Origin of the sequence: Arcobacter sp. (genome assembly GCF_050300555.1) — a bacterium.
GTDB lineage: Bacteria > Campylobacterota > Campylobacteria > Campylobacterales > Arcobacteraceae > Arcobacter.
The window spans coordinates 71,062-97,299 of sequence record NZ_JBNKXY010000007.1; the positions used below are offsets into that span (position 1 = coordinate 71,062).

Annotated in this window: 28 protein-coding genes; 13 read left to right on the forward strand and 15 right to left on the reverse strand. The window is 28.1% G+C overall.

Features of this window, described 5'->3' with window-relative positions; genetic code table 11:
* Window positions 1-26: 26 nt before the first annotated feature.
* From thiS to ACQY5W_RS06870, 3 genes are read left to right on the forward strand one after another with little or no spacing between them, the layout of a single operon-like run.
* Window positions 27-227 (forward strand): sulfur carrier protein ThiS, encoded by a 201-nt coding sequence (thiS, locus tag ACQY5W_RS06860; RefSeq protein WP_428024216.1) that lies wholly within the window; start codon window positions 27-29, stop codon window positions 225-227.
* Window positions 227-2,311: a molybdopterin oxidoreductase family protein gene (locus ACQY5W_RS06865; RefSeq protein ID WP_428024217.1), complete on the forward strand. Its 2,085-nt coding sequence runs from the start codon at window positions 227-229 to the stop codon at window positions 2,309-2,311. The genes thiS and ACQY5W_RS06865 overlap by 1 nt, the downstream gene beginning before the upstream one ends.
* Window positions 2,295-2,630 (forward strand): YraN family protein, encoded by a 336-nt coding sequence (locus ACQY5W_RS06870; RefSeq protein ID WP_428024218.1) that lies wholly within the window; start codon window positions 2,295-2,297, stop codon window positions 2,628-2,630. Before ACQY5W_RS06865 ends, ACQY5W_RS06870 begins: the two co-directional genes overlap by 17 nt.
* On the opposite strand, the gene ACQY5W_RS06875 is transcribed toward ACQY5W_RS06870, so the two are convergent.
* Complete coding sequence (locus ACQY5W_RS06875) at window positions 2,625-4,034, reverse strand: chloride channel protein (RefSeq protein ID WP_428024219.1); 1,410 nt, start codon at window positions 4,032-4,034, stop codon at window positions 2,625-2,627. The genes ACQY5W_RS06870 and ACQY5W_RS06875 overlap by 6 nt on opposite strands.
* A 102-nt stretch (window positions 4,035-4,136) precedes the next feature.
* A complete protein-coding gene (locus ACQY5W_RS06880; protein ID WP_428024220.1) occupies window positions 4,137-4,805 on the reverse strand; it encodes a DUF502 domain-containing protein in 669 nt (222 codons plus the stop codon).
* A gap of 73 nt (window positions 4,806-4,878) precedes the next feature.
* Here ACQY5W_RS06880 and ACQY5W_RS06885 point away from each other — a divergent pair, with 73 nt between their 5' ends.
* From ACQY5W_RS06885 to mqnE, 5 genes are all read left to right on the forward strand, one after another.
* Entirely contained in the window at window positions 4,879-6,495 is a 1,617-nt protein-coding gene (locus tag ACQY5W_RS06885) for a cation:proton antiporter (RefSeq protein WP_428024221.1), read from the forward strand.
* Between the two features lie 177 nt (window positions 6,496-6,672).
* Window positions 6,673-7,761, forward strand: coding sequence for an aminotransferase class I/II-fold pyridoxal phosphate-dependent enzyme (locus ACQY5W_RS06890; protein WP_428024222.1), 1,089 nt, complete (start codon window positions 6,673-6,675; stop codon window positions 7,759-7,761).
* 14 nt (window positions 7,762-7,775) lie between these two features.
* Window positions 7,776-8,423: a carbonic anhydrase gene (locus ACQY5W_RS06895; RefSeq protein ID WP_428024223.1), complete on the forward strand. Its 648-nt coding sequence runs from the start codon at window positions 7,776-7,778 to the stop codon at window positions 8,421-8,423.
* Window positions 8,420-8,737 carry a hypothetical protein gene (locus ACQY5W_RS06900; protein WP_428024224.1) on the forward strand — a complete coding sequence of 106 codons (318 nt, stop codon included), beginning with the start codon at window positions 8,420-8,422 and terminating at the stop codon, window positions 8,735-8,737. Before ACQY5W_RS06895 ends, ACQY5W_RS06900 begins: the two co-directional genes overlap by 4 nt.
* Before the next feature lie 2 nt (window positions 8,738-8,739).
* Window positions 8,740-9,801: an aminofutalosine synthase MqnE gene (mqnE, locus tag ACQY5W_RS06905; RefSeq protein ID WP_428024225.1), complete on the forward strand. Its 1,062-nt coding sequence runs from the start codon at window positions 8,740-8,742 to the stop codon at window positions 9,799-9,801.
* Window positions 9,802-9,822: 21 nt separating this feature from the next.
* Here mqnE and ACQY5W_RS06910 read toward each other — a convergent pair whose 3' ends face one another.
* Genes ACQY5W_RS06910 through ACQY5W_RS06925 form a run of 4 tightly spaced genes read right to left on the reverse strand, consistent with a single transcriptional unit; the run spans window position 9,823 to window position 13,609 of the window.
* Window positions 9,823-11,406 (reverse strand): hypothetical protein, encoded by a 1,584-nt coding sequence (locus ACQY5W_RS06910; protein WP_428024226.1) that lies wholly within the window; start codon window positions 11,404-11,406, stop codon window positions 9,823-9,825.
* Between the two features lie 10 nt (window positions 11,407-11,416).
* The gene (locus ACQY5W_RS06915) at window positions 11,417-12,031 is read right to left on the reverse strand and encodes a lysophospholipid acyltransferase family protein (protein ID WP_428024227.1); all 615 of its coding nucleotides are present in this window, start codon (window positions 12,029-12,031) and stop codon (window positions 11,417-11,419) included.
* Window positions 12,028-13,347, reverse strand: a complete 1,320-nt coding sequence (gene miaB, locus ACQY5W_RS06920) for a tRNA (N6-isopentenyl adenosine(37)-C2)-methylthiotransferase MiaB (RefSeq protein WP_428024228.1) — start codon at window positions 13,345-13,347, stop codon at window positions 12,028-12,030. Before miaB ends, ACQY5W_RS06915 begins: the two co-directional genes overlap by 4 nt.
* Window positions 13,348-13,366: 19 nt before the next feature.
* Window positions 13,367-13,609 carry an HP0268 family nuclease gene (locus ACQY5W_RS06925; protein ID WP_428024229.1) on the reverse strand — a complete coding sequence of 81 codons (243 nt, stop codon included), beginning with the start codon at window positions 13,607-13,609 and terminating at the stop codon, window positions 13,367-13,369.
* A 149-nt stretch (window positions 13,610-13,758) separates the two neighbouring features.
* Here ACQY5W_RS06925 and nusA point away from each other — a divergent pair, with 149 nt between their 5' ends.
* The gene (nusA, locus tag ACQY5W_RS06930) at window positions 13,759-14,934 is read left to right on the forward strand and encodes a transcription termination factor NusA (RefSeq protein WP_428024230.1); all 1,176 of its coding nucleotides are present in this window, start codon (window positions 13,759-13,761) and stop codon (window positions 14,932-14,934) included.
* 8 nt (window positions 14,935-14,942) lie between these two features.
* A complete protein-coding gene (gene cysS, locus ACQY5W_RS06935) occupies window positions 14,943-16,337 on the forward strand; it encodes a cysteine--tRNA ligase (RefSeq protein ID WP_428024298.1) in 1,395 nt (464 codons plus the stop codon).
* A 7-nt stretch (window positions 16,338-16,344) separates the two neighbouring features.
* Here cysS and ACQY5W_RS06940 read toward each other — a convergent pair whose 3' ends face one another.
* The 8 genes from ACQY5W_RS06940 to ACQY5W_RS06975 form a co-directional block, all read right to left on the reverse strand.
* A complete protein-coding gene (locus ACQY5W_RS06940; RefSeq protein WP_428024231.1) occupies window positions 16,345-17,307 on the reverse strand; it encodes a hypothetical protein in 963 nt (320 codons plus the stop codon).
* Window positions 17,308-17,451: 144 nt separating this feature from the next.
* Window positions 17,452-17,709 (reverse strand): 30S ribosomal protein S18, encoded by a 258-nt coding sequence (rpsR, locus tag ACQY5W_RS06945; RefSeq protein WP_428024232.1) that lies wholly within the window; start codon window positions 17,707-17,709, stop codon window positions 17,452-17,454.
* A gap of 15 nt (window positions 17,710-17,724) precedes the next feature.
* Complete coding sequence (locus ACQY5W_RS06950; protein ID WP_428024233.1) at window positions 17,725-18,237, reverse strand: single-stranded DNA-binding protein; 513 nt, start codon at window positions 18,235-18,237, stop codon at window positions 17,725-17,727.
* Window positions 18,238-18,264: 27 nt separating this feature from the next.
* Window positions 18,265-18,618 carry a 30S ribosomal protein S6 gene (gene rpsF / locus ACQY5W_RS06955; protein WP_428024234.1) on the reverse strand — a complete coding sequence of 118 codons (354 nt, stop codon included), beginning with the start codon at window positions 18,616-18,618 and terminating at the stop codon, window positions 18,265-18,267.
* A gap of 68 nt (window positions 18,619-18,686) precedes the next feature.
* Entirely contained in the window at window positions 18,687-19,670 is a 984-nt protein-coding gene (gene holA, locus ACQY5W_RS06960; RefSeq protein ID WP_428024235.1) for a DNA polymerase III subunit delta, read from the reverse strand.
* A gap of 15 nt (window positions 19,671-19,685) precedes the next feature.
* Window positions 19,686-20,042, reverse strand: coding sequence for a HepT-like ribonuclease domain-containing protein (locus ACQY5W_RS06965; RefSeq protein WP_428024236.1), 357 nt, complete (start codon window positions 20,040-20,042; stop codon window positions 19,686-19,688).
* A complete protein-coding gene (locus ACQY5W_RS06970; RefSeq protein ID WP_428024237.1) occupies window positions 20,035-20,385 on the reverse strand; it encodes a nucleotidyltransferase family protein in 351 nt (116 codons plus the stop codon). Before ACQY5W_RS06970 ends, ACQY5W_RS06965 begins: the two co-directional genes overlap by 8 nt.
* A 229-nt stretch (window positions 20,386-20,614) precedes the next feature.
* Complete coding sequence (locus ACQY5W_RS06975; protein WP_428024238.1) at window positions 20,615-22,468, reverse strand: RNB domain-containing ribonuclease; 1,854 nt, start codon at window positions 22,466-22,468, stop codon at window positions 20,615-20,617.
* A gap of 108 nt (window positions 22,469-22,576) precedes the next feature.
* Here ACQY5W_RS06975 and ilvC point away from each other — a divergent pair, with 108 nt between their 5' ends.
* Together ilvC and ACQY5W_RS06985 are read left to right on the forward strand one after the other, a co-directional pair.
* Window positions 22,577-23,599 carry a ketol-acid reductoisomerase gene (gene ilvC / locus ACQY5W_RS06980; protein ID WP_428024239.1) on the forward strand — a complete coding sequence of 341 codons (1,023 nt, stop codon included), beginning with the start codon at window positions 22,577-22,579 and terminating at the stop codon, window positions 23,597-23,599.
* 43 nt (window positions 23,600-23,642) lie between these two features.
* The gene (locus tag ACQY5W_RS06985; RefSeq protein ID WP_428024240.1) at window positions 23,643-24,803 is read left to right on the forward strand and encodes a divergent polysaccharide deacetylase family protein; all 1,161 of its coding nucleotides are present in this window, start codon (window positions 23,643-23,645) and stop codon (window positions 24,801-24,803) included.
* 10 nt (window positions 24,804-24,813) lie between these two features.
* Here ACQY5W_RS06985 and ACQY5W_RS06990 read toward each other — a convergent pair whose 3' ends face one another.
* Window positions 24,814-25,296 carry a hypothetical protein gene (locus ACQY5W_RS06990; protein ID WP_428024241.1) on the reverse strand — a complete coding sequence of 161 codons (483 nt, stop codon included), beginning with the start codon at window positions 25,294-25,296 and terminating at the stop codon, window positions 24,814-24,816.
* Between the two features lie 146 nt (window positions 25,297-25,442).
* Here ACQY5W_RS06990 and ACQY5W_RS06995 point away from each other — a divergent pair, with 146 nt between their 5' ends.
* The gene (locus ACQY5W_RS06995; protein WP_428024242.1) at window positions 25,443-26,216 is read left to right on the forward strand and encodes a DNA-processing protein DprA; all 774 of its coding nucleotides are present in this window, start codon (window positions 25,443-25,445) and stop codon (window positions 26,214-26,216) included.
* The last annotated feature ends 22 nt before the right edge of the window (window positions 26,217-26,238 follow it).

The following is a 26,238-nucleotide window of genomic DNA, read 5'->3' on the forward strand; positions in this document are numbered from 1 at the left end:
AATAAACCTACATGGGGTAAAATGTAATGAATCTAATTATTAATGGTGAAGAAAAAAAATTTCAAGAGGGAATCTCTTTACAAGAAATTATAACTTCACTTCAAATTGAAGATAAAGTAATGGCAGCAGCTGTTAATATGGAGATTGTAAAAAAAGATGACTGGACAAAATTTAGACCAGTAAATGATGATAAACTAGAGCTACTTCAATTTGTAGGTGGTGGTTGATGAGTATGGTAGCTGATATAAATTCTGTTTGTACCTATTGTGGTACAGGTTGTGATATTACAGCCCAAGTACAAGATAATAAAATCTTAAAAATATATGCACAAAACGATGGATATGTATCCCAAGGAAAACTTTGTATAAAAGGTTCTAAGGGATATGGATTTGTTGATTCTCCACAAAGAATAAGAAATTGTAGAGTTAAAAAATCTTTTTTGAAAGAAAATTTAGAAGAATTACCAAGGGAGTTAAAAGCTAGAGTTAAAACCCTAAAAGAGTTTGATGAAAACTATTATGAAACCCCTTACGAATTTACAACTTCTCTTGCAGCTTGGAAACTTCTTCAAATAAAAGAGAAATATGGACGACATGCCTTTTGTGGAATGGGAGGAGCTAGAACTTCATGTGAAAGTTCTTATATGTTCCAAAAATTTGTAAGAGAGGGTATGGATTCTCCACATGTAGATAACTGTGCAAGGGTTTGCCATAGCCCAAGTTTAAAGGGTATGAAAATGCTCATTGGAGAAGGAGCAGCAACTAATCCTTTTGATGACATTTATAAAACTGAAAATATTATTGTAATGGGTTCAAATACTACAGAAGCCCACCCAATAGTTGCAAATAGAATTTTAAAAGCTGCAAAAGCTAAAACTGCTTCATTAACAGTAATTGATGTTAGACAAATCCAACTTGGAAAATATGGTGAAGAGTTGATTATCCCATATGAAGCAAACCTTTTGGTTTTAAATATGATGGCATATGTAATACTCTCTGAAAGACTTTACAATAATGAGTTTATTGATGCTAGATGTAAAGGTTTTGAAGAGTATAAAAACTCTATTTTAAATGATAAATTTGCAAATCCAGAGTTTATGAAACAAGTTAAAGGTTATGAAGTTTTAGCGGAGCAAATTCCTGTTATTGCTAGACAATATGCCACTAAAAAATCTATGTTTTTCTGGGGATTGGGAATCACTGAACATCTTGATGGTTCATATGCAGTTATGGCAATAGTACACCTTGCTATGCTAACTGAAAATATTGGTAAAGAAGGTGTTGGACTTATGCCTTTAAGAGGTCAAAACAATGTTCAAGGTGCCTGTGATACAGGATGTTTACCATACTTTGACCCAGATTATAAAACTCCAAAAGAAATAGGTCTTATGACTCCACAGCTTATGGATGAAATGATAGCTGGACGTGTAAAAGCCATGTATGTAATGGGAGAAGATATTGCCCATATTCATCCAAATCAAAACAAAGTTCACAAAGCAATAGCAAATTTAGAATTAATAATTTCAAATGAACTTTTTGTAAATGAGATAACAAAATTTGCTGATATTATTTTTGGTGTAAAATCTGCCTATGAAAAAACAGGCGTTTATGTAAATGCCATGAGAAGACTTCACTTATCTCAACCACTTGTTGAAGCTTCAATGCCAGATGATTGGGAAGTATTAAGAGATATTGAAAATAAAATCAATGGTGAATTTGATTATTCTACAAGCGAAGATGTTTGGAATGAAGCAAAAGAAGCAGTAGGAACAAGATATAGTGGAGCAACTTACCATAAACTATCAAAAAATAGAAATAGAGGAATGCAATGGCCTATAACAAAGGATGACACTCCTATTTTACACCTTGATAAGTTTAGAACCCAAGATGGAAAAGGCGAATTTAAATATCACCAATACCAATTAAGAGAGCAAGTTGAAAAGCTAGTTAAAGGGATACAAACTCCTAAAAATGAGTTTTATCTTACAACTGGAAGAACAATAGTTCAATATAATAATGGTGCTCAAACAATCCAATCGGAAGCTTTAAATTCTAGATATGATAAAGATATTGTTTTAGCTTCAAAAGAGGATGAGGAAAGAATTGGTTCAAATGAAATAATAATGAAAAATGAGTATGGTGAAACAGCAATTATGCCAGTAAAATTCGTAAAGACAATCAAACCTGGGACTTTATTTACAACATTTCACCATGCAAGTTCAAGGGTTAATTATATCTTTGGTGATGAAGCAGATGAGCTAATCATGACAGCAAGATTTAAGTCAGTAAAAGTCAATGTCTACCCAGCATAAAGGCAAATATGCAGAACAAAAAGCTTGTGAGTATCTAAGCTCACAAGGTTTTAAAATAGTTGAACAAAACTTTTTTGCAAAAAAAATTGGAGAGATTGATATTATTGCTTTAAAAAATGAAGTTTATCATTTTATTGAAGTTAAATCAGCACCTGAATATGAAATTGCCATAAATAATATAACATCTTCCAAACTATCTAAAATTAAAAGAAGTGCAGATTACTACTTACAAACAAAAAAACTAGATGTCTCTTTTTGTATAGATGCAATTATTATTGTAGATGAAGAGTTAGAGTTTTTAGAAAATATAACTCTATAAATCCTCATCCCTATTTCTTGCCCTTTGCTCTTTATACTTCGTATAAATAGCTTTTCCAATTTTAGTCATATTAGCAAAAAACTTTGTAGTATAAGTAGCATTTGTATTATGTATCTCTTCTCCTAAATTTACATCTAAAGCTTCTGATTTTTTCATAGCTAAAACTTGTGAAGGAAAAACGCTTCTATGTCCTGTCATTAAAAATGCAATGATAATTGAAAGGGCTGCATAGTGAGCAACATTCATACCAAAAAGTTCAACTGCCATAATCATAGCTGCAATTGGAGCACTTGTAGCTCCTGCAAGAACACTAACAAATCCTAAAGCTGCAAAAAGTGGAATGTATCCATCAACTAACCAACCAAAGAAGTTACCACTCGTTGCTCCCACATAAAAAATAGGAGTAATAACTCCTCCACTTCCACCAAAACCTAATGTCAATGAAGTAAAAACTGTTTTAAGAATAAAAGCGTACCAAGGTACATTTTCATGATCACCAAAACTTGAAGACAACGAACTTTTAATAGTTTCAAATCCAAGTCCTAAATAATCTGTTCCTAAAATCATAGTAAGAATCACAATAACAATTCCACCTAAAAATGCTTTTAAAATATAATTCATTTTTAAATTATCAGCAAAATCATGGATTGTTTTTAAAGTAGTAATAATAAAATCTGCAACCAAACCAAAAAATATACCACCGATTAAAATTTTTGCAATTAGTGCATAGTTAAAATCAAATACAGTATAAAAAGCTATATCAAAATATGTATAACTTATTCCAAACATTTTAGCCACAAAAAAAGCTGAAAATCCAGCAACAATAGAAGGAAGTAAAATATCATACATCAATGCACCAACAATTAGTATCTCAACCCCAAAAATAGCTCCAGCTAAAGGTGTTCCAAATACTGATGCAAAACCTGCACTAATACCACATATTACCATCTTCTTTTTATCTCTTTTTGAGAACTTAAAAAGTGTTGCTATATATGAAGCTGATGCAGCTCCTATTTGAGCTCCAGGTCCCTCTTTACCAACTGAACCACCTGAAAATATTGTTATAACCGTTGCAAGAAGTTTTACAGGAATTACTGCAAAATTCATCTCACCTGATTTTTTGTGAACTGCTTCGATTACCTTTTCAGTTCCATGACCCTCAGCAGATGGTGCAAATTTTTTTACAATAAATACGGTAATAACCATAGCAAAAGGAAGCGTATAATAATAATCAAAAGAGAGTAAACTCCTTGAGTTTTCACAGTACTCAAGTAATTTTAAAAACATAGATACGATTGCACCAATTAGTGCACCAATTAATGATGAGAGTATAATCCATTTAGTAATACTTGCAAACATAACTGTTTGTTCTGCAAGATGTTTGTGTACATTTTTATTTGTCATGATAGCTACTTTAAAACAGGTGATTAAAGAAAACAATTATATCAGAAGAAAAATAATATTTAGTTTCAATAACCCCTATAAATCAAAGATATTTAAAGATTTTTAACTTTTTAAATATTCTTCAATATTTTTGAACTCATCTATATTTTTTGGTTCTATTTTTAATATTTCAGCCATTGATTTAACACCCATTGATAATAGATATTGTAAATTACTATCAAATGTTGCTTCTTGAATAACAAAAATCTTACTTTTATGAACTTCAAACATATAACCACCATTTGGAATTGGTGTCATAGATAAAGTTACAGTATAATGGTCTTTTACAATACTCTCTTTTGTTGAATACATTAAACCAATATTGTAATCCTCTTTAGAAAAACCATGAATAAGTACAACTAAAACTTTTTTTTCACCAGATTTTGAAGTATTGAAAATATTTATCAACTCTTTAATTGTCCCATATCCTGGAATTTTTGAATATAATTTTTGAATAAAATCACCTAAACTAGTTTCAACAAAAATTCCTATAACATAAGCAATGAAAATTAATAAACAAACTCCAACAATAGTCCAAATAAAAGGAAAATTTTGAGGATTTAGACCAATAATTTGAAACAAATATCCAGTTACAACACTTATTTTATTATATATCCAAAGTATAATAATAGAAATAGCAACAATAGGTGCTAACCAAAAAAGACCTTTTATAATAATTTCAAAAACGTGACTTTTCCCATGACTTAAAAACTTTTTAATACTTTCTAACATATTTATCCTTTGAAAAATTATAACACTTTTTGATTATTTTTTATACAAAGAATTAAAATATTCGGCTATTTTTTTGATAATATTAGATATGGAATCAATACTATTTATTTTATTTATATCACTATCTATTGCTACGGTTTTAAATATTATATTTAAACGTTTTTCTATATCCCATATACTTGGATATATAATTACAGGTACCCTAATAAGTACCCTATTTAATTTTAACGGTGAAAATGACCTTGAAGCCCTAAATCTTATCGCAGAATTTGGGATTGTTTTTTTAATGTTTAGCATAGGTTTAGAAATGCCTATTGAAAAATTAAGAAAAATGAAAGATACTCTTATTTTTGATGGATTGGCACAAGTTTTTATTAGTGCAATTATTATATTTGTAATCTCTAAATTTATTTTTTCTATAGATACAAACTCTTCGATAATAATTTCACTTGCCTTTTCTTTGTCATCTACAGCTATTGTTTTAACATACTTAAAACAATCAAAAGATATTTATACGCCTTATGGACAAAGGTCAACTGCAATTTTAATCTTCCAAGATTTAGCAGTTATTCCAATTCTTTTGCTTATTAGCTTTTTATCAAATGACACATTAAGTTTACAAGAAGTACTACTTAAAACTGCTATTTCAGCAGTTGTTATTATTGCTTTTATGTTTATAATTGGTAAAAAATTAATAGCTTGGCTTTTAAAACTTTCAACTCAAACAAAACTTGAAGAATTGTTTTTAGCCTCAGTTTTATCTATAGTAATTGGTACCTCAATTTTAGCGCATAGTTTAGGATTTACTTATTCATTGGGAGCTTTTATTGCAGGGATGATTATTGCAGATAGTTCATTTAGAGTAAAAGTTGAATCGGATATTTCATCATATAAAGATTTATTATTAGGTACATTTTTCTTCTCTGTTGGGACAAAAATAGATGTACTATTTTTAGTTTCAAATATACACTATGTTTTACTAATTTTCATATCTGTAATGGCTATAAAAGCTTTAGTGGTCTATTTTATAATTCAATTTAAAGAGAACAAAAGTGATTCAGTAAAATCTGCCCTTGCTCTTTGTCAAGTTGGAGAGTTTTCTTTTGCCGTATTTGCCCTAGCAGCAAGCAATAACATTTTGTCCGTTGAACTTAGTAAATTTTTGATTTTAGTTACTGTTATTTCTATGATTATAACTCCTTTTATAGTAAATAATATCTATAAATTAGCTTCTTATTTTGTTGTAGAGTTTTATGAATCAGATAAAATTACACCAATTAACCAAAAGAACCATACTATAGTTTGTGGATACTCAATGCTTGGAAGAATGATTGCAAATAACTTAGAAGAAAAAAAAGTTCCTTTTGTAATTATTTCTGATGACTTAAGACACGTTTTACTTGCTAGAAAAAGAGGCTTTAAAGCCTACTTTGGACACCTTGATAAGCTTCCAGTTTTAGAATCACTTAAAGCAGATGAAACCTCAAGTATCATCATAACCCTTGATAATATAAATAAAATAAGCCTTATTTGTAATGCTGTATTATCATTTTACAAAGATGCAAACTTAGTTGTAAAAGTTGATAGTATAGAAGAGAAAAAGATGCTAAAAGAGTTAAATATCAAAAAATTTGTTTATGCTTATCAAGAGGTTGCTGATTTATTAGTTAAAGAGAGTTTAAAAATATAACCTTTGTATTTAGCTTGGTGATTCTAAATATTAAGGTTATACTTCTCAAGTGCTTGCATATAAAAAATTAGTATGGAATACTAACTTATAAAAGTAGCAAAACCATAGCGATTTGGGTTAAATCATACTTTAATGAATATTTAAATATAATAAATGACTAAATTTATGGAGATTCTTTTGTACGAAAAAGAACTTAAAGCTATAAAAAAATCCAATTTATATAGGCAAAGGACTATATTTGATGAAAATCTAATCGATTTAGCATCAAATGACTATCTGGGTTTTTCATCAAATGAACTACTTTTTAAAAATGCCTATGAAAATGTTTTAAAACAAAAATATAAATCCCCAAAAGCCTCAATACTCGTAAATGGATATAGCACTATTCATAAAAATTTTGAAGATGATTTAAAAAAAGCAAACCATTTTGAAGATGCTTTAGTTGTGGGAAGTGGTTTTTTAGCAAATCTTTCTTTAATAGAAGCCTTAGTACGAAAAGGAGATACTCTTTTCATAGATGAAGAGTACCATGCAAGCGGAATACTTGCAACTAAACTATTAAAAAAAGAGCAAGTTATTCTTTTTTCGCACAATGATTACCGTGATTTAGAAAACAAAATTAAAAATAGAAGTTCAAAGGGTAGATTTGTAATTGCAATAGAAGGTGTTTACTCAATGAACGGAAATATTGCACCTAAAGAAATCTTTGATATTGCTACAAAATATGATGCGCTACTAATAGTTGATGAAGCCCATAGTTCAGGAGTTATAGGAGATAATCTTTTAGGAATATTTGATTACTATAAAATAAAACCAAAAAAGAACCATATAAAAATGGGTACACTAGGGAAAGCCTATGGAAGTTATGGGGCATATATTTTAGCTTCAAAAGAGGTAATTGAATTTTTGATAAATAGAGCAAAGGCAGTTATTTATACAACTGCTCCATCTTTATTTGATATATCATTAGCCAATGAATCTTTAAAATATATTTTATCAAATACAAATGAGCTAAAAACAAAAATAAATAAACGTCAAGAGATTATAAAAGAGTATCTAAATATTGACGTTAAATCTTTAATTGTTGCCTATGAAATTGGTGATAATAAAAAAGTTTTAGAAATTCAGAAAAAAGTTTTAGAAAAAGGTTATATTGTAGGTGCTATTAGGCAACCTACAGTAAAAAGTGCTATTATTAGGCTCATACCTAAAATAGACGTTTCAACTAATGATTTACAAAATGTTTGTAACATCATAAGAATATGATATGGAAGGATATTATGCAAACTATTAAAAGATTGATTGATGGAAATGAAAAATTTAAAAGAGAATACTTTCCTTATTTTGAAAAAGAGTTAAAGGATAGTGTTAACCTAGGACAAAGACCTGAAGTACTTTTCATAGGATGTTCAGATAGTAGAGTTACCCCTGATTTAATGCTAAATAACCAACCTGGTGATATGTTTATTTTGAGAAATGTTGGAAACTTTGTACCACCATATAAAATGGATGAGGATTTTCATGGAACTGCAGCTGCAATTGAATTTGCTGTTTCAGTATTAAATGTAAAAAATATCATAGTTTGTGGACATTCACACTGTGGGGCTTGCAAAGCTTTATATGATGATATTGGTAATGATCCAACAATGATTCATGTAAAAGTATGGCTTAAACTAGGTGAAAAAGCAAAAGAAAAAACACTTTTAAATAACAAATTTACAAATGATGAAGAGAAATATAGAGCAACGGAAAGAAACTCTATAAGAAATCAACTTGATAATTTACTTACATACCCTGAAGTGAAAAAAAGAGTAGAAAAAAATGAACTTTTAATTCATGGTTGGTATTATGATATTGAAACTGGAAATATAGACTTTTATGATAAAAATGAAGATAATTTTAAACCATTAAAGGAGTTCTTAAAATGAGCCAAACTGAAATAAGAAAACTACCTAAAAAAACTATAATTATTATAATTGTTTTAATTATTGTAGCTATAATTGCTTTTTTATTAGTTACATTATCAAAACAAGCTAAGATGACAGAAGTTTTAGATTCACTAGGTTATAAACATGTAAGTAATGTAATAGTTTATAATGTTTCTCAAGTGGAAGATGAAGAAACAAAAATAAGAAGTAAATTATTTAAAGTTGGCTTTACTAATGACGAAAGCAAACAAGAGTGTTTTGGCTTAATTAATGAACATAATGGAAAATTTAAAAAAGAGATAGAGTGTAAATAATTATGAGTATTTTAGAAAAATTAAATAGAAATGAAAGATTAAATTATGAAGAGGCTTTAGAATTATATGATTTAGATCTTCTTGTTTTGGGTAAATATGCAAATAAAATAAGAGAAGAAAAACATGGTAAAAAAAGCTATTTTAATATAAATAGACATATTAATCCAACAAATATTTGTAAAGATGTATGCCAATTCTGTGCCTATAGTGCAAGTAGAAAAAATCCTAAACCTTATACTTTAAAACATGAAGAGATTATGGAAATCGTTAAAAACTCTTCTTTAAATGGTATAAAAGAAGTGCATATCGTATCTGCTCATAATCCTGAAACTGGATTAGAGTGGTATTTAGATATTTTCAAAAAAATAAAAACTGCTTACCCACATATCCATGTAAAAGCACTAACAGCAGCCGAAATTCACTTCTTAAGTGAACAATACAATAAATCTTATGAAGAGATTATTGATTTAATGATTGAGTATGGAGTTGACTCTATGCCAGGTGGTGGGGCTGAAATCTTTGATGAAAAGGTGAGAAAAAAAATCTGTGGAGGAAAAGTTACTTCACAACAGTGGCTTGACATCCATGAGCTTTGGCATAAAAAAGGTAAACAAAGTAATGCAACTATGCTTTTTGGTCACGTGGAAACTAGAGAACATAGAATTGACCATATCTTAAGACTTAGAGACTTACAAGATAAAAGTGGTGGATTTAATGCCTTTATTCCTTTAGTTTATCAAAAAGAAAATAACTTCTTAAAAGTAAAAGATTTTCTAACAGGACAAGAGATACTAAAAACTATGGCTATATCTAGAATCTTACTTGATAATATTCCTCACATAAAAGCTTATTGGGTAACTTCAACAATTAAACTTGCTTTAGTAGCTCAAGAGTTTGGAGCAAATGATTTAGATGGAACTATTGAAAAAGAGTCTATTCAAAGTGCCGCTGGAGCTGCAAGTGCAAATGGAATGAAACTAAACTATTTTGTTGATTTAATAAAAAACTCTGGATTTATTCCAGTTGAAAGGGACTCTGTTTATAACGAACTAAAAGTTTGGTAAACCATAAAATTCAGTCAAAATCTATAGATTTTGACTGAATTGAAGCCCAAAACTCACTTCAATACTTGAGTCTTGATTTTTCAAAAAGATTATTGGATAAGATACATTTATAGAGTATAACTCTTTATTTAAATTGTCCAATAATTTAAAAAATTCCACTGGCGAATTTATTATCATATTTACTTTAAAATTATATGTTGAAATTTTTAAATTAAATGTTGATTCATAAACTAAAACCGCACTTTTTGGTAAGATTATTTTTAATTGATCTGTTACTCTTTTAACTGGCATAAATCCATCATCTATATATTTAGGAAGAGGTTCATTAGAGATATTTGACTCTGTAATTATTGGCTCACTATTATATATAGTCACATCCAATGCAATATTTTTTGAATCTTTTACTTGGATATTTGAGTATTTATAAAATTGTAAAAGTTTAGGTTGAATATCTTTTATATATGAATCTGGAGCTAACATTTTTCCTGTAATTGTAGAGTTGTCTTTTTTTAGTTCTAAACTATCAACAACCATATCATATGGCACTGATTCTAATAAAACTAATAAATCAGCTTTTAATTCATTATTTGTATTAATATGATTTGGTAAGGGTTCTTTTTTTTCTACAACAATTTTTTTAGGTTCTTCTTTTTTAACTTCTTTTATTTTTTGAACTACATCTATAACTTTATCTTTATAGTAAATTCCAGCCCCTGTTATTGCAAGCAAAAATACTAACAACAAAATAATCCATTTACTAGATGATTTACCTTTTTTAACTCTTGGTTTTACATAACTTTGTAATACCCTATTTGGACCACGTGAAAGCTCATAAATAGAGTCTTTTAATGAAATATAATGGTAATGAACACTAATCATCAAATCATCTTCTATTTGCTGAATTTGTTCATCACTTAATTGTTTTATTGTATATAAAATATCAATCTTTTCTACAAAATTATCACTTTTATTTGTATAGTATTCTTTTAAAGTTTTTGAAATAAAATTTTGTAATTCAAGGGAATAAACTTCATCATAAAGTTTTTGGCCTAAAACGTCAGATTGATAAAATCTAGAATCTTTTATCTCTTTAAAATCAGCAACTTTTTGGATTTTATTATAAACTATTTTATTTAACTCATTTACAATTACAATATAAATATAATCACTAACAGTTAATACAACCAATGTATTTGAAGTTGGATTTTGTTCTAAATGAAGATTTAATATTTGAAAAGGTGAGAATACATAATCTAAACCTGTAAATTCAAAATAGTGCTCCACCTCAAAAAGTTTCTCTTTTTTTACAACCACATCAAAACTATTGTTTAATTGAACTTTTGCATAATCAACTAACTTTTTATTTGTTTTATTGATTATTTTTTCATCTGCACATAAACAAAGTGTTGATAAAAAAGTTTTAGGAACTGCTTCTTGCCATTGATTTATTTTTAAAGCAATATCTCTTGAAAGAATTTCATCATGGATAATAAAAGTAGATTCTTCGGTTTTATCAAGATTTTCATTTTTAAGTTTTTTAAAGTCAATTTTCAATTGTGTATTATATTTTAAAATACTTACATACTGAGAATCTTTTCCAAACATCACAACCTCTTTATTTCATTGCGTTGATTAAAAGCTTTTCTTTTATAAGCTCTTTAGCCTCAGGCATATCCAAGTGGGATACACTAAAAGGTTCACTAATATAAAAATCAATTACCCCAAATGGTTTTGGGATAACAAATTTATCCCATGAATTAAATTGCCAATACTTACTTGGTTTACAATTAAATGCTAAAATTTTAGCATCTGTTTTCTTATGAATAGCAACAATTCCATCGGCAACTGAAAATCTAGGACCTTTTGGTCCATCAGGAGTAATTGCAATATCATCTCCACCTTTTAGCTCTTTTATTGCACCAATTAAAGCTTTAGTTCCACCTCTAGTACTTGAACCACGGATTGAATATATTCCTAAATACTCAACAGTTTTAGTAATAGCTTCCCCATCTTTATGCTCGCTAATCATGGCACTTACCTTACCCTTAGGTTTAAGTTTTTGGTAATTAAATGGTTGCATTAAAAGTTCACCATGCCAAAAAGATACGATATAGACATCATCTTTTAACTCTTTTGGATGGTGAAAATTTTTCTTATTTGTTAAATATACAAATCTAACAAATAATTGCAAAAAAAATGGGACAACTCGTGTTACTAAAAAAAGCTTCATTCGCTTATTACTTCACCTTTTAATGCTGTTCTAGTTGCATCAGTTATTTTTACTTTTACAAATTTTCCAAGAAGTTCATCACTTCCTTTTACAAACACTTGACACCAATTATCTGTAAATCCACAAACTTCTCCGCCAGATTTTAGATTTTCTACTAAAATCTCAACAGTTTTTCCAATATATGAATCCATATGTTCAACTAAATGTTTTTTATGCAATTCTATAACTTCAGTTAATCTTGCACTTCCAATTTCATCAGCTATTTCTTTATCTTTTAATTCTAAAGCAGCTGTATTTGGTCTTGGAGAATATTTGAAGTTAAATATTTGGTCAAATTTTACTTTGTTTATCACATCAATTGTATCTTCAAAATCTTCTTGTGTTTCACCAGGAAAAGCAACAATAATATCTGTTGTAATTCTAACATCTGGTACAAGCTTTCTAATTTTTTCTGCTCTATTTAAAAACCACTCTTTTGTGTAGCCTCTTTTCATAGCCTTTAGAATAGAAGTTGAACCACTTTGAAGTGGCATATGAATACATTTACTTATTTTAGGATTTTTTGAAAACTCTTCTATAAATTCATCATCCATATGTAAAGGATGAGGAGATGTAAATCTTATTCTTTTAAGACCTTCTATTTTAGATATATCTTGTAATAGTTTTGTAAAAGTTGTCTTTTCTCTTCCATCTGAAAATCTTCTTCCATAAGAGTTTACATTTTGTCCCAAAAGCATAACTTCAACTGCACCATTATTTACATCTTTTTGGATTTGTTGAATAATCATTTCAGGAGGAATAGAAATCTCATCACCTCTTGTTGCTGGAACAATACAATATGTACACTCTTTATCACAGCCAATAGAGATATTTACAGAAGTTTTGTACATAGAAGTCTCACTTCTAGCAAACTCATAAGTACTGTCATCATTTTCTATTGAAATTTCAACAGCACCTTTTACATCAATAATATCTTTTATTTTTGAAATATTTCTAGCCCCTACAACAAAGTCAACATAAGGTGCTCTTTTAATAATATCTTTTCCCAAGTGTGATGCAGTACAACCACACACACCTATTTTAGCACCATCTTTTTTCTTAGCATTAAACTGCCCTATTTCTGAAAAAAGTTTTTGTACTGGTTTTTCTCTTACGGAGCAGGTATTAATAATAATTAAATCTGCATCTTCCATATTATCAGTAGTTTTATAATCTTTATACTTTTCTAGCTCAGCAATAATATGTTGGCTATCTGTATCATTCATCTGACAACCAAGAGTTTGTATAAATAATTTTTTAGATTCTTCTTTACTCATTATTATTTCACTTTAAATATTAAAGTGCATGTACCTCATACATATACTCTTCATCAGCTAAACCATATCTTACTTCTCTAAAGTATACATTATAACCTTCACCTTCTAAAGCATCAACCAATGCCATCATATCTTTATGCGAATTATCTTTATCAAAATAAAATATTTTTTCTCCAAGTTCTTTTAACTCTTCAATTATCTTTTCAATTTTTACTTTTTTTGGTTTTTCATTTAATTCGTTTCTTGCGAACAATAATTCCATCTGTACAAGCCTTTTATGTTTAAATTTAACTATATATTTTATCTTAAAGTTACTTTTATTTTTATAAAAGAAGTTTTAGATATAATATTGTTCTACATTCACATTGAAAATCAAAAAAATCATAGTTCAATGTTAAAAAAAGGTTATAAATGGATAAAATTATTGATATATTAGATTCTATCGCTTATGAAAAAGGAATCAAAGCTGAAAATGTTGAAACAGCTTTAAAAGAAGCATTAATCAAAACTGGTGAAAAAATGGTTGACCACACTTTGATATTTGATGCAGAAATTGATAGAAAAAATAAAAGATTAAAACTTTTCCAAAAAATTGAAGTTGTAAAAGATGATGATAAAAGATTACTTGGAGAAGAAGTTGACCAATATGATAATATCATTAACCCAGAAAATTTTATTCCTTTAAGTGAAGCCAAAGAGATTGATGCAGATTTAGATATCGGTGACTTTTTAGATTATGACTTAGAATTTGAAAACATGGGAAGAAATGCAGCGACTATTCTTCACAACAATTTTGAGTATAGATTACAAAGATATATTGAAGAAAATCTTGTATCTAAATATAAATCAAAAATTGGAAAAATCATTAATGGTACAGTTACAAGGGTAGATAGAGCTGAAAATACTTTTGTTGAAATTGGTGAAGTAAAAGGTATGCTTACTAGAAAAAGTAGAATTAAAGGTGAAACTTTTAAAGTGGGTGATACTCTAAAAGCTGTTGTAAAAGCTGTAACAATTGATAAATCAAATGGTTTAATTATTGAATTATCAAGGACAAGTCCAAAATTCCTTGAAGCACTTTTAGCACTTGAAGTTCCTGAGCTAAAAGATGAAAGAATTACAATAGAAGCAAGTGCTAGAATCCCAGGAAGTCGAGCTAAAATTGCCCTTTCAACAGTTGAAACACAAATTGATCCAATTGGTTCAGTAGTTGGTGTAAAAGGGGTAAGAATAAGTGCTGTTAGCCAACAATTACATGGGGAAAATATTGATTGTGTTGAATATTCAACAATCCCTGAAATGTTTGTAGCACGTGCTTTAAGTCCAGCTATAATTAAAAGTGTACAAATTATAAAATCAGCGGGACAAGATGGTAAAGATAAAGCAATAGTTACAATTTCTAGTGACCAAAAATCTAAAGCTATCGGTAAATCAGGTCTAAATATTAGACTTGCTTCTATGCTTACAAAATGTGAAATTGAATTAAATGAAGTTGCTGATAATTCAAAAGTTTCTGATGAATCAACTGCAATTCCAAATGAAGAAAAAACAAAAGATACTTCAGAACTAGAGGCTTTATTTAAATAATGAACAAAATATTTATTTATGATTCTGTAAAAAAAGAGAAAGTTTTATTTGAACCAATAGTTGAAAATCAAGCTAAAATATATGTTTGTGGACCTACGGTTTATGATGATTCACATCTTGGACATGCCAGAAGTGCTATAGCTTTTGACATGTTGCATAGAGTCCTAAAAGCAAATAATTTTGATGTAACTATGACAAAAAACTTCACAGATATTGATGATAAAATCATTAAAAAAATGAATGAATCATCAAGATCTTTAGAAGATATAACAACTCAATATATCAACGCATATAAAGCTGATATGCACTCTTTAAATATCTTAGATAATACCTTAGAACCAAAAGCAACACAAAATTTAGAAGCAATGATTGAGATGATAAATGACTTATTATCAAAAGATATTGCTTATAAAATTGATGATGGTGTTTATTTTGATGTATCTAAAGATAAATCTTATGGAAATATTTCAAAAAGAGCAAGTGATGAAAACTCAATTGCTAGAGTTGAAGTAAATACTCAAAAAAGAAATTCTAGTGATTTTGCTTTATGGAAGTTTGAAAAAGCAAATGATGTAGCCTTTGAAGCTAGCTTTGGGAAAGGTCGTCCAGGATGGCATATCGAGTGTAGTGCTATGATTCAAAAACACTTAGCATATAAAAATGAAGCCTATCAAATAGATATTCATGGTGGTGGTGCTGATTTACTTTTCCCTCACCATGAAAATGAAGCTGCACAAACAAGATGTTCTTCACACAAAGAGTTAGCAAAATATTGGATGCACAATGGTTTTGTTACAATTGATGGAGAGAAAATGAGTAAATCACTTGGAAACTCTTTTTTCCTAAAAGACATACTAAAATCATATAGTGGAGAAGTTGTAAGATTTTATTTATTAACAGCCCATTATAGAACTGATTTTAACTTCAATGAAGAAGATTTACTTGCTTCTAAAAAAAGACTTGATAAGTATTATAGAGTTAAAAAAAGAGTTTATGGAAGTGCTACATCAACTGTAAATAGTGATTTTAAAACAAAAATTATTGAAGCTTTAAATGATGATATAAATAGCTCTAAAGCTATCTCTATAGTAGATGAAATGGTAAATACTGCCAATGATATTTTAGATAAAAATCCAAAAGATAAAAATCTAAAAAAAGAACTAATAGCTAACTTTGAGTTTATAAATGAAGTTTTAGGAATCTGTTTTAATGATGCTTATGAATATTTTCAATTTGGAATTGATGAGAATACTAAAAATAAAATTGAAGAATTAATTGAAAAACGAACAGAAGCAAAAAAGATAAAAGATTTTGAAACAGCTGATAGTGTTAGAGATGAATTAACAGCATTAGGAATATCTGTAATGGATACACCAAATGGTGTAGTTTGGGAGAAGTTATAAACTTCTCCTAAACCCTATAATCTACACTTCCAATAACTCCTGCATCACCATTTTCTTTTAAAAATATTGAACTCTGTCCTCCATTAACAGATGAAACATTTGACAAATATATTGCTCCAATACCAGCTTCTGCTAAAGTTATAAGTGAACTTTCACCATTCGCTTTTTTCTCCCAAATTCGTAAATCATTAAAAATTGAATCATTTTCATCAATCCAATTATTTCCATCTTCATCATATTTACGTAATTCACCAAATCCATCTCCAGTCTTTACACCAAATAACTCATTACCATCATCAATATTATCATTTCCATTTTTATCCAATGCTAAATAGCTAACATTATTTTGTAATGTAGATATATCACTGTTTGATTTATCTTTATTAACATCAAATTCAAAGCCCATATCTTTTGGTACATTATCAAAGTTACCTTTTTCTTTTTGCATATCTACTAAAAATGGATTTTCACCCCTTCCATATGCGTTAATTCTTGTCTCATTGCGTTGATAAAACTCGCTAGAATAAGATAGATTTAGATTGATTTTAAATTCACCATTTGCAGTCTTTATAGTAGCCTCTGCTGAAAAATCCATAGTAGTTTTTTCATAATACTCTTCTTTGCTTTCATAGACAAATCCCCACTCATTATTATTTGTAGAATAAGGGTTTGTCATTGATTGTCCATTGTTTGAGCTATTATTTGGATAAAGTTTAATCTTTTGAACACTATGTAAAAGATTACTAAGAAGCTCTTCAATTATTCTTTTTTTTACTTTATCTACTACTGATAAATCTGCTTCAGAACTAAAAACTAATTTTTTAGGCTCAATTTTTACATCTGAATCACTACTTTCATTAACATCTGGATTTTCTGTTTTTGTAAATGATGTTGCACTCATGTTTTTTTCATATTTTTGTACAAAACTACTATTTGCTTGTAAATTTAGTTCATAAGAATCTATTTTCATGGACAATCCTTTTATCTATATTTAAGAATTGTACAATAAAGAGTATAAAAATAATCTAAAATATTTTTCCTAATTATTTTATATTTTAGACATAAAAAAAGGGGAAGAGCTAACTCTTCCCCTTTTTTATATCAAAACTAAAACTTATCTTGCGTATGCAGCATCAGTAAGGTTTTTAGTATCAACAATATATGGTACTAATGCCATATGTCTAGCTCTTTTAATTGCTAGTTCTACCATCTCTTGAGATCTTTTAGAATTTCCAGTAAGTCTTCTAGGCATAATTTTACCTCTTTCACTCATAGAAATTTTTAAGATTTCAATGTTTTTATAATCAATGAAATCAACTTTCATTTCAGTATATTTACAATATTTTTTTCCGTATTTTCTTCTCTCAGCCATTTTTTTATCCTCTTTCTAGAACGGTATTTCGTCTTCGTCTATATCGATTTCTGGTATTTTATAACTACTTTCAGTTTTAATACCACCTTGAGCGTAGCTGTTTTGACCTGACTGCGGTTGATTATACTGATTAGCACTTGGTTGTTGAGTCATTGGTTGAGAATACTCACCTTCATACCCAGTATTAACATTTTGTGAATCAGCTTTTGTATCTAACATTTTCATATTATCAACTCTTAAAGAGTGTTTACTTCTGCTAGTTCCATCTTGAGCAGTCCATTGTTCAAAAACAAGTCTTCCTTCTAATAATACTTTAGAGCCTTTTCGTAAATATTGATTAGCAACCTCAGCACTTCTATTGAATATATTGAAATCTAAAAAACAAACTTCATCTTTCTTTTCACCAGTACTAGTTTTATAACTATATGATGTTGCAATTGCACCTTTGGCAACAGCTGCACCACTTGGTAAATATCTTAATTCAATATCACGTGTTAAATTTCCAATCATAACTACTTTATTATACATTAGAGGCTCCTTTTATAAAATTATGCCTTAAGCAGACTTTTTAGCTGCTTCGTCGCTTATTTTTGTCCAAGCTGTAACTTCTTTTTTACTCTCATATTTAATGAAAATAAATCTAATAATATTTTCATTAATTCTATAATTTCTTTCTAACTCTAAGATTGAAGCAGTTGGTGCTTTGAAATAAATCACATAGTAGTGACCTCTTTTATGTTTTTGGATTTCATAAGCTAGTTGTCTAGTTCCCATGTCATCGCAAGCAACGATTTCTCCACCATTTTTTTCAATGTTAGCTTTCACTAACTCAATTTGTGCTACAGTTTCTTCTTCAGTCATTGTAGGCTTTACAATAAACATTGTTTCATAATGTTTCATTCTTGACATTCATTCTCCTTTTAGTTTTCGCCGGTATCATTAAAGATATCAGCAAGGTTTTTGTAAAGTCTGTGATTCTATCTAAGTTTATCTGAAAATTTTCTTAGACTTGCTTGAATATACGCATTATGATCTGGAATTTTTGAACTTTTTAAATCTAATTCCAATTCATTTAAAAAATCAAATAGCTCTAAAAAAGTTTCTGGTTTTATTTTTATTGCCAGTTGAGTCTTTTTTTCCCAAATATTTTGAGGTGGAACATATCCTAAAATTTCTTTGGCATTTGGTGTTCCTATTGTCCTTGAATAAGCACTAATCATAAATAACTGATGAACAAATGCAGCAATTTGAGTCAATAAATTTATCTCATTCATTCCCTCTTCTAATAGAAAATGTAAATCTCTTTTTACTAAATGTCCATTTAATAAATTAAATAAAAAATCTTCTAAAGAAACACTTCCTATTCCAAAACAGTGAATTTCTACTAACTTAGAAGAGATTGATTCTTCATTTAAAATAGCTAATTTCTTTAAATCATTTACACTCAAATTTAAATCATTTCGGTGCATAAAAAAAAGATGATTTAGTGCTGAAACTTCATATTTCAGTCCTAATGCTCTTGCTTCTTCCTCAAGTATTTGTATAGCTTCACTAGGATATGGGGTAAACATTCTTACACTTACACTATTATTTTGATTTGTAAAATAAGAGCCCATAGTTTTAAAATCACCATCTCCCATACAAGCAAAAATAACCTTTGAATCTTTGTTTATATTACAAGCTTCTATTAAATCAATTGTTTCATTTTTATTTAACTTTTTATCAAGTTTTATAAGTAGTACATTTTTGCTTGCAAAAAGTGAAGATTGAAGAAGTTTATCTTTCGCATATTTAAAATCAAAATCATCAAAGTATATTTTTTCTATGTCATCACCAGCAGCTACACTATCTGCTACCATGTTTGCATATTTTTCTATCAAATAATCACTTTGACCAAAAAACATATAAGCAGAGAACTCCTTATTTGCCCTTAATAATCCATCGAACTCTTTTTTATACATGATTAAATTTTCTTCTTAATCTATTTTCATATTTTTTATAGATTGTTTTATGATAGGAAGTCTTTGATTAATCACATCTTCAACTATATACAAATCAACACCTTTATAATCATGTGCTATAAAGTTTCTTAACTCATAACTTCCTTTAATATCTTGTTTATCAAAGTATGCTAAGACTTCTAATTCACCATTGTGAAGTAATTTATCAAATTGTTCTGATATTGATGTAAGATGCATAAGTATTGATGCCCTTGAATTTTGTTCATCTTCTAAAGCTAAAGAGATAGAACCTTTTTCTTCTATAATTGCTTCTATGAAATTTATCTTTTTTAGTATGATTTTTACTCTTTCAATCGCTTTTATACTAAACATATATCAACTCTTTTTCAATACTTTTTTTAAAACTACTTATAGAGTCCAAATCAAATACATCAATATTTCGATGAAATTTAGTTTTTATTTTCTCTTTCAATAAAGAAATAGTATCAAAATAATTATATGCATTTTGCTGAGATAGATACTCTTTATCTTTTTGTATAGCTATATCAATATCACTATAAACAGTTTGTTCATCTTTTGAAAAACTACCAAAAAGAGCAACTTTTACTATACCTTTAGCTTCTAATTCAGTTTTTATCTCTTTTAAATAATTTATAATGTTCTCTTTTGTTACTCTCATATCTAGTTCTTTTATCTGTAATTTAATTTGACTCATTATAACATAAATACAAATTTAATTTAATTTGTTATTTTTTCAAAGTAAAAATCTAACTTCTAGGGGGTATACCAATATCTCAAAACTTTAAATTAAATTTTTTCATAAATATATAAAGAATAGCTCCAAATATAATTATACATAAGTATACTAATGTTTCTTCCCAACTATTATTAATTAAATTGAATTTTGATAAAAAAATCATTAATTTAAATTCTCACTTGTTGTTTTAAATTTTAATACTACCAATTATATTTTTGCTCATAATATCACTAGATTTAATTATAACTTTTATTTTTAAAAAAAGTTTTTCTCCCCTATAATTATCCAAATGAACTCTAAGCCCTGGAATCTCTTTATAAAATTTTGCAAGCCCTCTTTCTGTATCTACTATTTGAGCTTTAAACTCTTCTCCTATGTGATTTTTTGCCCATCTTGCATATTTTCTATCCTCATAATCCCATACAAGCTGGTCCACTTTTCTCTCATTTGCAGATATATGTTCACAAATATCATCAATAAATTCTGGTATTTTTTTAGTTTTTAGCATTCTATGAAGAACTAAATCAGAATATCTTCTAATAGGACTTGTAAAATGAGAATATGAATCAAAACCTAACCCAAAGTGACCTAAGTTTTTAGATGAATATTTTGCTTGAGATTGAGATTTAATAATCAAATCATTTATCTCTTCAACTAAAACACTATGTTTTGCTTTTTCTTGAATATGGGTAATTGTTTCATGTACAGATGATTTCACTTCTGCTTTTATTCCAAGCAAATTTACCTCATCAACCAATTTTGATAAGGCCTGAAAAGATGGCTCATCATGTATTCTAAAAATACCAATACTACCTAACTTTTTACTAGCTTCTATGTTTGCTAAAAGCATACACTCTTCAATAAGCTGATGAGAAGCAGTTGATTCTTCTATTGATATACTCTCTAATTCTAGGTTATAATTTAATTTTTGTCTATACTCTTTACTAATAAAATCATAACCCTTTTGTAATCTTTTAGCTCTTATTTTTTTGGTAATTTCATATAAAGGCAATAGATAATCAAAAATCTCTTTTTCTGTTTCATTATATTTATCAAGATTACCTTCAATAACCCTATCTATTCTTCCATAAGAGAATTTTTTATGTGATTTTATTATTGCTTCAAAAAGTTCTGATTTCTCTATTTCGTTATTTTTATTTAAATATATTTTAAAAACATAAGAGTATCTCTCAACATTTTCTTTAAGAGAACACATATCTTCACTTAAAGCTGGAGGAAGCATAGGTAAAACTTTGTTTGGTAGATATATTGAAGTTGATTTTAGCAAAGCTTGTTTATCAAGCTCACTATTTTCTTTTACAAAATATGAAACATCTGCAATAGCAACATAAAGTATGTTTTCTTTTACATCAAAATAAATTGCATCATCATGGTCTTTTGCACTTGCAGGGTCTATTGTTGTAAAAGCTAAATTTGTCAAATCAACTCTAGAATTGCTATCATCCATTTTTGCTTCAACTTCTAAATACTTTTCAAGTCTTATAAGTTCATCATATAAAAATAGTGAAATAAATTGGTCAACCTTTGGGTCTTCGATATTTCCAACTTCTTTTTCTATCTCAAAAGTCTTATTATTTATTACATAAATATTTCCATCTTCATAGGAACTAAAATCTTTTTTAATCTCTAATTTTATTCCCTCTTTTACACTATAAAGTTCACCATTATTTACATAAACTAAAAGAGAGCTTGCATTTGTATATAATATCTTTTCAACTTTTGCTTTAAATGAAGACCTTGGATTAAAAACTCTTTTTACTAAAACCAAGTCATTATTGTATGCACCATTTAAATCATTTATATCAAGTTTTAAATTCTTGTGTTCATTATCCAAATCATTTAAAGTAGCAACTTTATTTTTTATTTTAATAACCCCTACCCTATATTTTGAATTAAGTTTGTAAATACCATTTTCAGAACTTACAACGTCATCATTTATAAATGGCACTAAATACTCTTTTTCATTTTCCGTAAAATCTTCACTGCCACTTATAACTTTTCTAAAAATAGTTTGAATCAAAACTTATCCTAATATCTCATTAATTTAAGGATTCATTATATAACTCTTTTATTTACATTTAGGTTACTTTTGGTATAATCCACAAAAATTATTTAAGAGGATTATTTAATGGCATTAAATGTTTACTATGATAAAGATTGTAATATCGAATTAATCAAGTCAAAAAAAGTAGCTATGATTGGTTTTGGATCACAAGGTCACGCACACGCTGAAAACTTAAGAGATTCTGGAGTTGAAGTTGTTGTTGGATTAAGAAAAGGTGGTTCTTCTTGGGCAAAAGCTGAAGCTAAAGGTTTTGTTGTAAAAACTGTTGCAGAAGCAACTGCTGGTGCTGATGTAGTAATGATTTTATTACCAGATGAAAACCAATCAGATATTTACTATTCTGAAATCAAACCAAACTTAAAAGATGGTGCTTATTTAGCATTTGGACATGGATTCAATATCCATTATGGAAGAATTACTCCAGATGCAAAAACAAACGTAATGATGGTTGCTCCAAAAGCTCCAGGTCATACTGTTAGATCTGAATTTACTAAAGGTGGAGGAATTCCTGACCTTATTGCAGTTGGTTCTAACCCAAGTGGAGACACTAAAGAAGTAGCTCTTGCTTACGCTTCAGCTATTGGTGGTGGTAGAACTGGTATTATTGAAACAACTTTCAAAGATGAAACAGAAACTGACCTTTTCGGTGAGCAAGCTGTATTATGTGGTGGAGCTGTATCATTAGTTCAAGCTGGATTTGAAACTTTAACTGAAGCTGGATATGCTCCTGAAATGGCATATTTTGAGTGTTTACATGAGTTAAAATTAATCGTTGACTTAATGTATGAAGGTGGAATTTCTGATATGAGATATTCTATTTCTAATACAGCTGAATATGGTGATTATGTATCTGGAAAAAGAGTTATCAATGCAGAGTCTAAAGCTGCTATGAAAGAAATCTTAAAAGAGATTCAAGATGGTAGATTTGCTAAAGACTTCATCTTAGAAGGTCAAGCTGGATATCCAAGAATGAATGCTGAAAGAGCAAATGCAAAAGCTTCTTTAATTGAGCAAACAGGAAATAAATTAAGAGAAATGATGCCTTGGATTTCTTCAAGCAAAATCGTTGATTTAAATAAAAACTAATCTTAAAGTAAGGTTTTAAACCTTACTTTGATTTTCTAACTTAATGGCAAAAAGAAAAACTCAAAAACGTAAAAAACCTAGTAAAAAGACCTATAAAATTTCCACGATAAATAAATTTTTAGCTTTGCTACTATTTTCTTTACTAATAACCTTAGCAGCATATTTTATTCTTTTAAAAAATCATAATGAAAAAAAAGAAGAATTAGCAAAAACACAAGAACAAAATATTCAATTTGAAAAAGAAAATAATCTTGATAAAATACTTGAAGAATATGAAAAAAATATAAAAACAACAGTTGTTGATAAATATGAAGAGTACAATAAAGATTTAGAAAAAGAGTATATTCACCAAGATTCAAAAAAATTAGAAGATGTTTTAAAAGAGAAAAAAGATACTCCACAAACTGTTGAGAAAAAAGTTTTTCCAGAAAATAATGAAACCTTTGTAGAAGAAAAAACACAAAAACAGTTTCCTCTTCCTTCACTAGAAAATAAAGGTCAAATAAATGAACAAAAAGAAGATAAAGTTGCTGTTGAAACACCTATTAAATCAACGAAACCAAAACTTGCAATCGTAATTGATGATGTAACTTTACAGTCACAAATCAATCATATAAATGATATTGGATATACTGTAAATATCTCACTAATGCCACCCACAAAAGGACATAAAGACTCAGCAAAAATTGCTCAAAAATTGCCTTTTGTTTTAGTTCATTTTCCACTACAAGCTGGTATTACAAGATTTGAAGAAGATTATACTTTAAAAGTAGGCGATTCATACGAAAAAATAGAAAAAAGAGTTGCCCAAATTAGAGCTTGGTATCCAAATGTAAAATATACAAATAACCATACAGGAAGTATCTTTACAGCTGATAAAACATCTATGGAATATTTAATAAAAGCTCTTAAAAAATATGATTTTCAATTTATAGATAGTAGAACAACATCCCATAGTGTTGCAAAAGAGGTTACAAAAGAGTTTGATATGCCATATATTGCAAGAAATATTTTTTTAGATAATAAAAAAGATTTTAACTACATTCAAAATCAACTTAAAAAAGCAATAATGATAGCAAAAAAAACAGGTTCAGCAATTGCCATAGGTCATCCATATCCTATTACTATGAAGGTACTCAAAAAATCTAAACATCTTTTAAAAGATATAGACTTAGTTTATGTAAATAAGCTACCTATTAATTAAATCTTTTTTACTATTTTGTAAAAACAAAACTCTTTGGAGTAGCTGGACAATTACCAACTATAGAAAAATCAACTCCATTGCCATTTGCTAACTGTTTCATATTTATTCCTAAAGCTGTCGTTTTATCTTTTGTTTTAGATTTTTCATCCCTAAAAACCCATACTTCAAAAAAATAAGGAACTTCATGTGATACTACTCTTTTTTCTACTAAATCAAATTCTGTATAATCACACTTAAGATAAATATTTCTCATAATATCATTAAATAATAGTTCTGATTGAACTATACTTTTACCTTTTTCTCCTCTTATTTTTGTATTAGAATAATAACTTGCACTATTAGTATCTTTATACTTTTCAAACTCATATGGTTGATTTGTATTTTCAATATTTTTATTCATCGAAGAAATAGTGGCATTATCCAAACTTCTATAACAACCAGTAAAAAGAGTAATTATAAATAGCAACCCGACGTTTAAAATAACCTTTTTCAATATATCTCCTTTTAAATTGTAGTTTAATTGTACTATCAATAGTTTTAAAAAAATACATAACTTTTAGATTTAATAAGTTTAAATCTATTTTAGACATCAAAGTTTATCTTATGATATAATAATTTATATTATTTATTTGGATTAATATGAGTTCAATTATTGATTTTGAGATTAAAGAATTAAAAAGTTTAAAATATAACCCAGAAAACATATACTACAAAGGTAATTTAGAATTACTAAATAAACCCAAGATATCAATTGTTGGCACTAGAAAACCTTTAAATTACACTCAATTATTAACCCATCAATTATCGCTTAGATTATCACAAGTTGGAAATTGTATTGTAAGTGGTGGAGCTATGGGTGTTGATGCAATAGCACATAAAGCAGCAGGAATAAATAATACAATTTTAGTAAGTCCTTGTGGAATAAACTATAAATATCCTGCGATAAATAAAAAACTTATTAGCCAAATAGAAGAAAATGGTTTATTGCTTTCACCCTTTGAAAAAGATTTCAAAGCTACTAATTATAGCTTTGTGCAAAGAAATGAGATAGTAGTAGCACTAGGTGATATCTTAATAGTAACCCAAGCAGATTTAGATAGTGGAAGTCTAAGAAGTGTTGAATTTGCTTTAAAAATGGAAAAAGAGATTTTTATTTTACCCCATAGAATAAATGAAAGTTTAGGAACAAATAAATTAATAAAAGAGGGAAAGGCAAAAATTATTTATGATATAGATGAATTTGTAAAAATATATACAAAAATATCTATTGATAAAGAAAATGATGATTTTTTAGAGTTTTGTAAAAGTAATCCAACTTTTGATGAAGCTTTACAAAAATATAACTCAATAGTGTATGAATATGAATTAAATGGGAAAATTGAGATAAAAAATGGAATTATAAAGCCCATTTAAAAATCTTAATATGCTACAATTT